The organism is Gammaproteobacteria bacterium (genome assembly GCA_022450155.1).
In the GTDB taxonomy this organism is placed as follows: Bacteria; Pseudomonadota; Gammaproteobacteria; order Arenicellales; family UBA868; genus REDSEA-S09-B13.
In genome coordinates, this window is sequence record JAKUQR010000009.1 from 38,019 (window position 1) to 49,577 (window position 11,559).

Here is an 11,559-nt window from a genome sequence, read left to right on the forward strand (position 1 = left end):
CATCTTTTACGAAGGTCCGACGGTTTTGAGGAGTGCCATGATCTGTTGACGCGCTTCTTCGATACCTACACCATTCGTAGCTGAGAACAGCTGTACCGTTACGCCGTGTTCAGCTGCCAGATTCTTACTGACCTCGCGCAGCGCATCTGTCCTAGCACCGCGCTTAAGTTTGTCACACTTTGTGAGTAGAACATGCACAGGCAGTTGCTGTGACTGACACCACGCCAGCATCTGCTGATCCATCGCCGTTGTTCCCCGGCGAATATCGATTGGCAAGATCAGACCGCGGAGAGAGGAACGCTTTTCAAAATAATGCTGGACCGTCTTTGCCCAATGAATCTGCAGGTCTCGAGGGACTTTGGCATAGCCATAACCGGGCAGGTCGACCAGTCGATAGTGACAGTCCAGGGAAAAAAAATTGATCTGCTGGGTTCGCCCGGGTGTCTTGCTGGTCCGGGCCAGGCGATTTTGACCCGTGATTGCATTCAGTGCACTGGACTTGCCGACGTTCGATCTTCCGGCGAAAGCGACTTCGCTGCCGGTATCATCTGGCCAGTCTTTGGCATGGTGGGCCGACAATACATACGCTGCCTGTCTCAAGAGGTTCGAATCACTGGGCTTGGTTTTCACAAGGTATAATCCCGCGTTTAGTGCCTGTACCGTCAGTTTGATCAAGTCTGGATCGACTGGATCCCCACCCCCAGGGCATCTTAATTTGGGGATACCGTTGTGGGCATCGGGTCGAGCAATCAACAAGGAGCAGTTTAATGAAACGGCTGGTAATGATCACCATCTCGATCTCGTTGGCCATGTTTGCAGCGGGCGCGATACAAGCGGATGGCGATCCAGCTGCCGGTCAAGCCAAGTCGCAAATCTGTGCGGCGTGTCATGGGTTGGACGGTAACAGTGTATTGCCACAAAACCCGGTTCTGGCTGGTCAGGTGCCGGGTTATATTGCACAGCAGTTGACACAGTTCAAATCTGGCGGACGCAAGAATGCCATCATGGCAGGAATGACCCAGTCATTAAGTGAACAGGACATGCAGGACCTGGACGCCTGGTTTTCCTCACAAACGGCACCGCCGAGAACCGTTTCGACCGACGATCTGGAACTGGCTCATGTCGGCGAAAAGCTTTACCGTGGTGGTGACAGCGAGATGTCAATTCCAGCCTGTATGGGCTGTCATGGACCGGCAGGGTTTGGTATACCGCCAAACTATCCCAGGCTGACAGGTCAGTGGCCGACCTATTTGAAAAATCAGCTTTTGGCGTTCAAAGACGGTCAGCGGGCAAGTCCAATCATGGGCCCGATCGCTTTTCGTCTGTCGGCCGAGCAGATCAAAGCGTTGGCGGTGTATATGTCGGCCTTACAGTAGACCTGATCCGAGGCGCGGTGGTCGAACTTCAGCTAAGACGACCTCAAGGACTTAATCTAAAGTTAAGTCAGCTACCGCCAAAGCCTGTCGAGGCAAGTCCAATGCAAAGAGCGATCTGACAATGACCAAAGGCAAACTCTGGGGCGGTCGTTTCGAGCATGATACCGATGATTCGGTAGAGCAGTTCACCGCATCCGAACATTTCGACCGCCGACTTGCGAGATTCGATATCGCAGGATCTGTGGCCCACGCCCACATGCTTGCTGCCCAAGGCATATTGTCAGAGAAAGAGGCAGAAGCCATTGTCGAAGGATTGACAACGATCGGTAAGGAAATAGAGGAACTGCGCTTTCCTTGGTTAACCAGTCTGGAGGATGTTCACATGAACATCGAATCACGACTGACTGAGTTAATCGGGGATGCCGGTAAAAAACTGCATACTGCACGCTCGCGAAATGATCAGGTCGCAACAGACATGCGCCTTTTCGTACGCGATGCCATCGACGAACTGCGGGCTCGAATCACCGCACTTCAGCTGACGTTGGTTGAGATCGCAGCTACACATGCTGACACGATCATGCCGGGTTTTACTCACCTGCAGCCGGCTCAGCCAGTGACCTGCGGTCATCATCTACTGGCATGGGTAGAAATGCTGGAAAGAGATTGGCAGCGGCTGAGAAATTGTCGAGAGCAAACAAATGTTCTTCCCTTGGGCGCAGCTGCGTTGGCTGGGACGAGTTTTGCTATCGATCAACAGATGACAGCAGATGAACTGGGGTTTACCGCAGTTATGCGCAATTCGTTAGATGCTGTTTCTGATCGGGATTTCGTGATTGAAGTCACGGCCGCACTAGCGATAATGGCCACGCACTTTTCTCGTATTGCAGAAGACCTGGTGCTGTGGTCATCTGAGCGCTTCGGTTTCGTCGATCTCGGCGATGCGTTTTGTACAGGCTCAAGCATCATGCCACAAAAAAAGAATCCGGACGTGGCGGAACTGCTACGCGGGAAAACCGGCCGGATGGTCGGCCACTTGGTTGCACTTCTGGTTCTGATGAAAGGCCAGCCACTGGCCTATAACCGCGATAATCAGGAAGATAAAGAGCCCCTGTTCGATAGTGTCGATACCGCTCTAGGCTCTCTCGATGTTCTGACTAAGATGGTGGGGCAGATGGTATTTGATAAGGAGAAAATGTACGACGCTGCCGCCAAAGGACACACAACAGCAACAGATCTGGCAGATTATCTGGTCAGGAGAGGGGTGCCTTTTCGTGATGCCCACGATGCAGTGGGACGTTCAGTTGCAGCTGCAGACGCGAGCGGGCTGGGCCTGGCCGAGCTATCACTGGATACTTTGCGGAAGTTTTCTGACAAGATCGACGCTGATGTATTTGAGGTGTTAACACTGGAAGGCTCCGTCGCGGCGCGCGATCATCCCGGTGGAACCGCACCGAACAGCGTGAGGTCTGCTGTTGCCGAAGCACGCACACGACTCGCACAACGGTAAATTACGACCTGGGTACTCCTAATACAACGATGATCCGGATTAAGACACTCAAGTCGGCCATCCCGGCCCTGATCGCGTTCACACTGGCGCTAGCCGTGGTGTCACTTTCGGCCTGTGGTCAGACGGGGCCACTTTATTTGCCCGCCGAGCAGTCCGAGCAGAACAAAAAGCAGAATTCTGAAGGCGGCTGATCCGCAATGGATCATTTCCATTACCGTGAAGGGCAGTATTTTGCCGAAGGCGTGCCATTAGCCCGTATCGCTTCGGCAGTTGGAACACCGTGTTATGTCTACTCCAGAGCGATTCTCGAACAGCAGTGGCGACTATTTGACGATGCTTTTGGCGATTACCCGCATAGAATTCACTATGCTGTAAAGGCCAACGGGAATCTGGCCATCCTCAACTTACTGTGCCAGATGGGTTCCGGATTTGATATCGTTTCTGGCGGGGAGCTCGAGCGCGTGCTCAAGGCAGGCGGGCGACCTGACGATGTGGTTTTTTCCGGTGTCGGTAAGCGCGAGTCGGAAATCACCAGCGCGCTAGAGACTGGGATACACTGTATAAACGTCGAATCAGCTGCAGAACTTGATCGGGTCGATCGTATCGCCGGTACCCTGGGGGTCGTCGCAGACATCGCACTGCGGATTAACCCGGATGTCGATCCGCACACCCATCCCTACATCGCGACCGGTCTGCGGGAAACCAAGTTCGGTGTTCCCACAGACCAGGTACCTGATCTGGTCAGGCAGGCCCACGATGCAAGCCATGTGAAGATCATCGGGCTGGCTTGCCATATTGGTTCACAACTTACCGAATTGTCACCGTTTACCGCCGCGTTGGACCGCGTACTGGATCTGGTTTTCAGTTTGCGGCAAGAGGGGCTGCAATTGAAACACCTAGATATTGGTGGCGGCCTGGGTATTCGTTATGGAGACGAGACGCCACCTGAGCCGGACGCTTATGTCGAGGCCTTGCTCAATACACTGTCAGCCCGACAGTGTAATTTGCCGCTTTTCATTGAACCTGGCCGGGCCATCGTGGGTAATGCCGGGGTACTGTTGACACGGGTCGAATATCTCAAATCTGCCGAAAGCCACCAGTTCGCGGTCGTGGATGCTGCGATGAATGATTTATTGCGGCCGGCGCTCTACGGTGCGCACCATAGGGTGATCGAAGTGTCGCCGGCGGACGTGGAACCTGCGACATATGATGTTGTCGGCCCCATATGTGAGACGGCGGATTTTCTCTCCCGGGGTCAGCGACTGTCGATAAGTCAGGGAGACCTGCTCGTGGTTCAGTCGGTCGGTGCTTACGGGTCGGTAATGAGCTCCAACTACAATGCCAGACCTCGATCTGCAGAGGTAATCGTGGAGGGCAACAAATTCCACGTGGTTCGTCGACATGAAACGCTCAGCCAGTTATACCAGAACGAAAGTATTCTTCCTGATTGACCGAATCACCGATCAGGCCAGCCACTATTTTTCCTGCTAAGTATTTATATCACACCGTCATGGACCTGATGTCTGAGCAACCTGCTGAAAGCCGTTTTGTTGCAGCAGTTCTGGTGGTCTGCAGTGTAGTCAGCGTACTGTTGTCGTTGTGGTGTATTCACATCGATCATGTGATCAACAATGATGGGATTGAATATATTCGCACGGCAGAGCGCCTGGCCGATTCTGATTGGGCCGGTGCCATAACGACCTACAAGTGGCCTTTCTATCCCTTATTGATGTTACTGGTCAGCAAAATAGCAGGCGTCAGCTACCTAGTGTCCGGACATATTCTGAACACGCTGTTTTTCACCGGGGCGGTGGTGCTGTTTGTTCTGACGGTACGGGTGTTCGGCGGCGACTCAAAAAGACTGACCGTTCTGGCCGCTTTTGTAGCCTTGATTCACCCGGCATTCAACGAATACCGGGCATTCATCATTCGTGATGCCGGATACCTGGTGAGTTTTCTAGTTGCGCTTTATTTCCTGGGGCGCTACCGAATGTTTGGTGACTTCTACCACAGACTGGGGATCATTTTGTCTCTTTTAGTGGCCAGTTTATTTCGCATTGAAGGGCTCGTTTTTCTGTTCTGCACGCCGATTCTATTTAGCATTTTCAAGCCTAGGCCGTTAGGTCTACGCTGGCCTGTTCTGATGGTAACAGTGGTCGCAGCTGCCGCCTTGGTGGTGGTGCTTGCCTGGTGGCTCCTTATGCCGAACGTCTCGGTGAACCACCTGTCGGTTTTAGATCAGCCATTACAGGTCCTGACAACAGCGTGGCATCAAGTGGCCAGTGGTATTGGTCATAAGCTCACCATCCTGCGCAGCGAGTTTCTTGGACAGTACTCTTCAAAATACGTTTATGTGCTTTTTGGTTTTGCTATCTTTATGATTGTGGCGTCAGCGACACTCTCACAACTGACCGTACCCTGGGGAATATTGGTGGTTTTCGGGGCAGTCGGCAGGTATTCATTCCGCGATTCAGGCCTGGATCGCCTGTGGCTGAGCGTGATTGGCATGCATCTGGTCATTCTTGCAATTTTTGCATCGATTATGCTTTTCCTGGCACCGCGGTACCCGCTGGCGCTGGGCATGACCGTGCTGTTGATAGCGCCTTTTGTACTTGAAAAACTCTTTTTTTCTCTGCACTGGCGCGAACTTTCGATCGCGAGACGCTCTGCAATCATTCTGCTGCTGTTGTGGGGTGTGGGCGAGTCGATCAGTGGACTCGACAACGCGACCCGAGCCGAGTCAGTAAAAGCATCAGGCGTTTGGCTTGCCCAACATGCGGTTGAAACCGGCTCCCTGGTGACCAATGACCGGCGTATTGCGTTCTACAGTAACCGTTACCTGGACCGCGACTTCATCAGCAGTGATCATCGACTGATCCTGCGGGATTTGGCCAAGGGGCGCTGGCCGCAATCCGAGTTTATTGCACTGCGGTTTCACCGGCGGCAGGATCATACACAGGCTGGAGAACAACTGGAGACACTCGGTGCAACGCTTGTGGAAATCTTCTCACAGCCAAGTGGTGACACCGTCATCGTTTATCGCCTGCCCTAGATCGCAATCTCTCTTTTCAAGATTTCCAAACCCCGCAGAAACCGGTCAGGTAGATTCTAGACGGCGAACTGACCCTGTCCGCTCACAACAAGCGGTTGCTAACTCAGCCAACAGCGGGGCTTTCAAAGTCTGTTCGCCGCGTTTTTTCGGGCGGAGTGTGTTGTTTTGCGACCGCGGGCGCGATTCGTTCGGCCGATTGATTACGAGGCGATAGCACACGTTGATCTGTGTTGTCAGTGCCCCCCGGTTTTTTGTGCACCGTTGGGTTCGCGGCAACGGTCCGTTTTGGAGGATCGGACGTTTGGACTACAGAGGCGTTTTCTTTATCTTGTTTCGGCGGTCGTTTGGCTTCTGACCTTTGTCCTTTGTGTTGTGTTGCAGCATCACGAGGCGCGCGCATGATGGCGTCTGAAATCTCCCGCTTGGTTAGCGGGTGGCCAATAAAGGATTCAATGTCCATCAACGAGAACGCGTGGTCTTCACAGGCAAATGAGATCGCATGACCGCTAGCGCCGGCTCGGGCCGTACGACCCGTACGATGGACATAATCTTCCGGATCCTGGGGCAAATCATAATTAAATACATGACTCACGCTGGGAATATGCAGGCCTCGTGCGGCTACATCGGTAGCAACCAGGATCTGCTGCCGCCCTTCAGTAAAATCCTTGAGCAGTTTTTCCCGTTTATTCTGAGGGACATCGCCGGAAAGTACACCGGCGGAATAGCCTTCGCGCTTTAGGCTTCGTCCTAAACGGTCGCAGGTCACTCGCATGTTGGCGAAGATCAGTATCCGATCGCCAGGTGTCTGTTTCAGAAGACCCAGTAGCAAGGTCAGTTTTTCACTATTTGCCGGGTAGTACACGTCTTCAAGAAGTCGAGGGGCAACTGGTGTACTGGATTCGATTTTCACTTCCGTGGGGTTGTTCATATGCTCATAGGCAAGCTCGCTTACCCGAAGGGAGAGCGTCGCGGAAAACAGCATATTCAGGCGATTGGTTGGTGCCGGCATCCGTCTGAGCACGAAACGAATATCACGAATGAAGCCGAGATCAAACATCCGGTCAGCTTCATCCAGCACGACCGCCTGCACGCCTTTGAGGTCGAAGATACCCTGCTTGAAATAGTCGATAAGCCGGCCAGGCGTGCCAACAAGAATATCCACACCCTCACTGAGATCCTCACGCTGTTTGTGATATCCCGTTCCGCCATAGACCAGACCGAGTCTTAAATCGGTGTGCTTACCCAGCGTTTCGGCGTCGCGGTAAATCTGTATCGCCAGTTCACGGGTTGGTGCGAGGATAACAGCGCGCACGCTGGTGGGCCGCTGGTCTGTCGAAGGCGGAATTGTCAGCAGCCGGTTGTAGGTCGCGAGCAGAAAAGCAGCCGTCTTACCCGTGCCTGTTTGAGCTTGTCCGGCTACATCGTGTCCTTCGAGCAGTAGTGGTAATGCCTGGGCCTGAATTCGGCTACAGTAGCTAAAACCGGCATCCTTGAGGCCTTGGGCCAGTGCTGTCGGAAGGTCAAACTCCTCGAATTTCTTGTCTGTTAGATAGGTAGTTTCGTCCATATTGCTGAATTGAGAGCCTGTCGGGGCTGTGTGGGCAGTCGGCCAGAATCACCGGCTAACTGATTTGATTTCTTGTTATGGTGTCGTTGAATTGGCTGGCGCAGAGCCCGATCCGAGATTTGTACACGTTGCGGTGCAACAGCTGTATAGATCGGATTTTGCGGTGCGAGTCTGCATCGCGACAAATTGCGTCTTGATTATCGGGGTGGAGTTCTGGTAAAAAGTGTTTTTCGGAATGACATCTGGAGCCAGCGAGTGGTTGCCGTATGTTTTCCCGAATGGGTACCAAGAAGAGATGATAGGCTGAAGTATAACACAGCGCCCAGAATCGCTTTACCTGGTACGGTTTGTTTCCTTTTAATATCTTTAACAAAGTAGAGGCTTTACCTATATGTCAGACACAATCGTACACGTGAGCGATGATTCTTTTGAACAAGATGTGTTGTCTTCTGATAAACCTGTCTTAGTTGACTACTGGGCCGAATGGTGTGGGCCATGCAAGTCCATTGCACCGGTTCTCGAAGAAATTGCAGACGAATACCAAGAAAAGATGATTGTTGCTAAAATAAACGTAGACGATAATCCATCAACACCACCCAAGTACGGGATCCGTGGTATACCAACACTGATGCTATTTAAAAACGGCGCCGTCGAAGGGACCAAAGTCGGTGCCGTATCTAAATCCCAGTTAATCGCATTTATCGATGAAAACCTCTAGATCCAGCGAACGCCACTGCCAGTACAGTGTTCAGTTTAAGTGGACTTACGGACGTTGAAGGTGGTACATTGAACCCAACAGGCCCGACGCTAACCCTGCTTACCCCAACACCACCTTCCAACTGAATTTCCTCGATACCGCCGGCTAATGCTGAGCCGGAGTCCGTCCAGCTGGGACGGTATAGACAGAACTTATGCCAATCCGGCACACCTTGAGATCAACTTATGTCTTTAAGCCTGACTGAACTGAAAGAGAAAACACCGACCGAATTGGCTGAAGTTGCCCGGTCTCTCAAACTGGAGCATGTGAGTCGCCTGCGTAAGCAGGATCAGATTTTTGCGATCCTGAAATCTCAAGCCAAGCGCGGTGAAAAAATTAAGGGTGAAGGAGTGGTTGAGATACTGCAGGACGGGTTTGGATTTCTGCGTTCTGCCAGCAGTTCGTACCTGGCGGGACCGGATGATATCTATGTTTCACCAAGTCAGATCCGGCGCTTCGCTCTGCGTACCGGCGACACAGTCTCCGGGTTGATCAGACCGCCAAAAGACTCAGAGCGTTACTTCGCACTACTCAAGGTTGAGACCATTAATTTTCAGCCACCCGAAGATGCAAAGAACAAAATCCTATTTGAGAACCTGACACCCCTACATCCGGATGAGCGAATGCGTCTGGAACAGGAAAACGGTTCGTCAGAGGACCTCACGGCTCGCGTCATTGACCTGGTATCACCCATCGGCAAAGGGCAGCGAGGGTTGTTAGTTTCAGCACCCAAGACGGGCAAGACCGTCATCTTGCAACAGATTGCGCACGCCATCACAGCGTCGGAGCCGGACTGTGTGCTGATGGTGTTACTGATTGATGAACGTCCTGAAGAAGTAACGGAGATGGAACGTACCGTTAGAGGAGAAGTTGTTTCTTCGACCTTCGATGAACCCGCATCCCGCCATGTGCAAGTCGCTGAAATGGTCATCGAAAAAGCAAAGAGACTGGTGGAACACAAAAAGGATGTCGTGATCCTTCTTGATTCAATCACCAGGCTAGCTCGCGCCTATAACACGGTGCAACCGGCATCGGGCAAAGTGCTTACCGGGGGCATTGATGCCAATGCATTACAGAAACCCAAGCGCTTTTTTGGAGCGGCGCGCAATGTCGAAGAGGGCGGTAGCCTCACGATCATCGCGACTGCACTGATAGATACCGGGTCCAAAATGGACGATGTGATTTACGAGGAATTCAAGGGTACCGGTAATATGGAGATACATCTTGACCGACGGATCGCTGACAAACGCGTGTATCCAGCCATCATTATCAGCCGATCCGGTACGCGGCGGGAAGAGCTGCTGACCGACCCCACAGAATTGCAGAAGATCTGGTTGCTGCTGAAGCTACTCCACCCCATGGATGACCTGGAGGCTGTGGAATTTCTACTGGATAAATTGCGTGCAACCAAGAACAACGCGGAATTCTTTAAATCCATGAATCGATAAACCGGCTTGCCGGTGACGGACGATTAGCATATCATCGCGCGTCCCCGACCAGCTGAAACAGAGGCAGTACGCACTAGAGACCCGTGACATGAAGGCCGATATTCACCCCGCCTACGAGGCGATTAAAGTCAGTTGCCAGTGTGGCAACTCATTCGAAACCCGCTCAACCATGGGGCGGGATCTGCACGTTGAAATCTGTTCCGCGTGTCATCCATTTTATACAGGTCAACAGAAAATAATTGACACAGCTGGCCGGGTGGGCAAGTTTCAGCAAAAGTACGGTCGCAAAGACTGACCATTCAAGGTATTTTGTCCAGCACCACAACCCCAGACCAAGGGTGGTCGGCGGTTCTCCACAGAAAACACCAAGAGCAACAACTGCTCTTTCAATATTTTTTGTCCTGTTCACAACCTGCACTGAAGTCGGTGCGAACCTCAGGTATGAAGCTGTTCGTGATGTAATTGACGGGGATACTATCGTTCTCCAAAGTGGAGAAAGAGTACGTCTCGCCGGAATCAACACGCCGGAACTGGGGCGTGGTGGACGACTTTCCGAGCCGCTTGCGAAAAAAGCATCGAGCACATTACGAGATCTGATTGGTGGCCAATTGGTCGGACTTGAAGAAGCTGAAGATCCGCTTGATCGCTATGGCCGTACCCTGGCCTATATTTACAACAGTGCCGGCCAGAGTCTTCAGCGACAATTGCTCCTCAAAGGGCTCGCCAGTGCAGTTGCTATATCGCCCAACTTGCGCCATTTGGATGAATATGTCTCAGCTGAGACAACAGCCCGGGCGAACAACCAGGGAATGTGGACAATAGACTACTACCGTGCCAGTTCGGTTGAGATGATCAGACCCAAAGCTGGGTATACATTTGTCTACGGTCGAGTCCAGCGCGTGGAGCTCACCGAAAAGTGGTTTGTGTTCGCTCTTGCCAAAAAATTTGTTGTGCTGGTACCACGGCAGCAGTGGAACCGGCACTTTGACTACAAACCCTGCAGCCTGGACCGGGCAAGGATAGCAGTCCGGGGCTGGGTCTCGATGGCGCGCAAACGCTATCGACTGGTAATCAACCATCCCTTCATGCTCGAACGTTGCGGTCAAGAGCCGGTGCGACTATGTCCAAGCAGCCAGGCTCGATCCGTATTACCCAGCCAGATACAGGATGCGTGTGTGTGATTTCAGAGCGTTATCGTAGGAACTACTGTGGCGCCGATTGGCGCCGACTCACGTATCGCACATGAACCTCAGAGTGCTGGTGCGAAAACCGCGACTGCTGGTGTCACTGATGATTGCCGTTCTGGTTGGGTTGGCTGCCGGACTGTGGACCCAATATCAGGACCGTGAAGTCACAAACCCTTACGCCACGGTCGGTGGCAACTTTACGTTGGTCTCAAAGGACGGTGAGGTCTCACTGGCCGATTTCAAAGGGAAGGTGGTCTTGTTGTTTTTCGGCTATACATTCTGTCCAGATGTTTGCCCGACTGAACTCGCAAAAATGCGGGTTGCCTTCAACGATCTTTCGAGCTCAGAGATTGAACAGGTGGTAGGGATTTTTGTCAGCGTGGACACCAATCGGGATACACCGGAAAAGGCCAGCGCTTACGCAGCATTTTTCCACGACAAGATTGTTGGCCTAACCGGCACCGGGGAACAGGTCTCAGAAGTGGCAAAACTCTATTTTGTGGGTTACCGGAAAGTTGAAGCCGGGGGTTCAGCTGCGGGTTACACCGTGGATCATACAGCCACAACCTATCTGATTGGGCGGGATGGCAAGGTCCAGAAACTGTTGCAGGGGCTGACAAGCCAGGAAATAGTTCAGGAACTGCGCAATCAGTTGGCCAGTTGAG

At 52.5% G+C, this 11,559-nt stretch carries 12 protein-coding genes; 10 read left to right on the plus strand and 2 right to left on the minus strand.

All coding sequences use genetic code 11. From position 1 onward, the window contains the following. Positions 1–6: 6 nt before the first annotated feature. Entirely contained in the window at positions 7–630 is a 624-nt protein-coding gene (gene yihA, locus MK323_06845) for a ribosome biogenesis GTP-binding protein YihA/YsxC (protein MCH2481877.1), read from the minus strand. A 137-nt stretch (positions 631–767) separates the two neighbouring features. Here yihA and MK323_06850 point away from each other — a divergent pair, with 137 nt between their 5' ends. The 5 genes from MK323_06850 to MK323_06870 all read left to right on the plus strand — a co-directional run bounded on the left by MK323_06850 (position 768) and on the right by MK323_06870 (position 5,935). Beyond that, a complete protein-coding gene (locus MK323_06850) occupies positions 768–1,376 on the plus strand; it encodes a cytochrome c4 (protein MCH2481878.1) in 609 nt (202 codons plus the stop codon). Positions 1,377–1,497: 121 nt separating this feature from the next. Further along, complete coding sequence (gene argH, locus MK323_06855) at positions 1,498–2,883, plus strand: argininosuccinate lyase (protein ID MCH2481879.1); 1,386 nt, start codon at positions 1,498–1,500, stop codon at positions 2,881–2,883. Between the two features lie 29 nt (positions 2,884–2,912). Beyond that, entirely contained in the window at positions 2,913–3,074 is a 162-nt protein-coding gene (locus MK323_06860) for a lipoprotein (GenBank protein MCH2481880.1), read from the plus strand. A 6-nt stretch (positions 3,075–3,080) separates the two neighbouring features. Next, entirely contained in the window at positions 3,081–4,334 is a 1,254-nt protein-coding gene (gene lysA / locus MK323_06865) for a diaminopimelate decarboxylase (GenBank protein MCH2481881.1), read from the plus strand. Positions 4,335–4,402: 68 nt separating this feature from the next. Beyond that, the gene (locus tag MK323_06870; GenBank protein MCH2481882.1) at positions 4,403–5,935 is read left to right on the plus strand and encodes a hypothetical protein; all 1,533 of its coding nucleotides are present in this window, start codon (positions 4,403–4,405) and stop codon (positions 5,933–5,935) included. A 103-nt stretch (positions 5,936–6,038) separates the two neighbouring features. On the opposite strand, the gene MK323_06875 is transcribed toward MK323_06870, so the two are convergent. Further along, positions 6,039–7,502: a DEAD/DEAH box helicase gene (locus MK323_06875; protein ID MCH2481883.1), complete on the minus strand. Its 1,464-nt coding sequence runs from the start codon at positions 7,500–7,502 to the stop codon at positions 6,039–6,041. A gap of 391 nt (positions 7,503–7,893) precedes the next feature. Between MK323_06875 and trxA the strand changes: the two genes are divergently transcribed. From trxA to MK323_06900, 5 genes are all read left to right on the plus strand, one after another. Then, the gene (trxA, locus tag MK323_06880) at positions 7,894–8,220 is read left to right on the plus strand and encodes a thioredoxin TrxA (GenBank protein MCH2481884.1); all 327 of its coding nucleotides are present in this window, start codon (positions 7,894–7,896) and stop codon (positions 8,218–8,220) included. A 224-nt stretch (positions 8,221–8,444) separates the two neighbouring features. After that, entirely contained in the window at positions 8,445–9,707 is a 1,263-nt protein-coding gene (gene rho / locus MK323_06885; GenBank protein MCH2481885.1) for a transcription termination factor Rho, read from the plus strand. Positions 9,708–9,795: 88 nt separating this feature from the next. Continuing rightward, positions 9,796–10,002, plus strand: coding sequence for a 50S ribosomal protein L31 (gene rpmE, locus MK323_06890; GenBank protein ID MCH2481886.1), 207 nt, complete (start codon positions 9,796–9,798; stop codon positions 10,000–10,002). Further along, on the plus strand, positions 9,947–10,888 hold the full coding sequence (locus MK323_06895; GenBank protein ID MCH2481887.1) for a thermonuclease family protein: 942 nt from the start codon (positions 9,947–9,949) through the stop codon (positions 10,886–10,888). The genes rpmE and MK323_06895 overlap by 56 nt, the downstream gene beginning before the upstream one ends. Before the next feature lie 61 nt (positions 10,889–10,949). Then, on the plus strand, positions 10,950–11,558 hold the full coding sequence (locus MK323_06900; GenBank protein ID MCH2481888.1) for an SCO family protein: 609 nt from the start codon (positions 10,950–10,952) through the stop codon (positions 11,556–11,558). Position 11,559 lies beyond the last annotated feature (1 nt).

What these genes read in the sequence shown, in the direction of transcription:
- MK323_06850 (MCH2481878.1), top strand. Translation starts at nt 768, where the DNA reads ATGAAACGGCTGGTAATGATCACCATCTCGATCTCGTTGGCCATGTTT.
- argH (MCH2481879.1), top strand. Translation starts at nt 1,498, where the DNA reads ATGACCAAAGGCAAACTCTGGGGCGGTCGTTTCGAGCATGATACCGAT.
- MK323_06860 (MCH2481880.1), top strand. Translation starts at nt 2,913, where the DNA reads ATGATCCGGATTAAGACACTCAAGTCGGCCATCCCGGCCCTGATCGCG.
- lysA (MCH2481881.1), top strand. Translation starts at nt 3,081, where the DNA reads ATGGATCATTTCCATTACCGTGAAGGGCAGTATTTTGCCGAAGGCGTG.
- MK323_06870 (MCH2481882.1), top strand. Translation starts at nt 4,403, where the DNA reads ATGTCTGAGCAACCTGCTGAAAGCCGTTTTGTTGCAGCAGTTCTGGTG.
- MK323_06875 (MCH2481883.1), bottom strand. Translation starts at nt 7,502, where the DNA reads ATGGACGAAACTACCTATCTAACAGACAAGAAATTCGAGGAGTTTGAC.
- trxA (MCH2481884.1), top strand. Translation starts at nt 7,894, where the DNA reads ATGTCAGACACAATCGTACACGTGAGCGATGATTCTTTTGAACAAGAT.
- rho (MCH2481885.1), top strand. Translation starts at nt 8,445, where the DNA reads ATGTCTTTAAGCCTGACTGAACTGAAAGAGAAAACACCGACCGAATTG.
- rpmE (MCH2481886.1), top strand. Translation starts at nt 9,796, where the DNA reads ATGAAGGCCGATATTCACCCCGCCTACGAGGCGATTAAAGTCAGTTGC.
- MK323_06900 (MCH2481888.1), top strand. Translation starts at nt 10,950, where the DNA reads ATGAACCTCAGAGTGCTGGTGCGAAAACCGCGACTGCTGGTGTCACTG.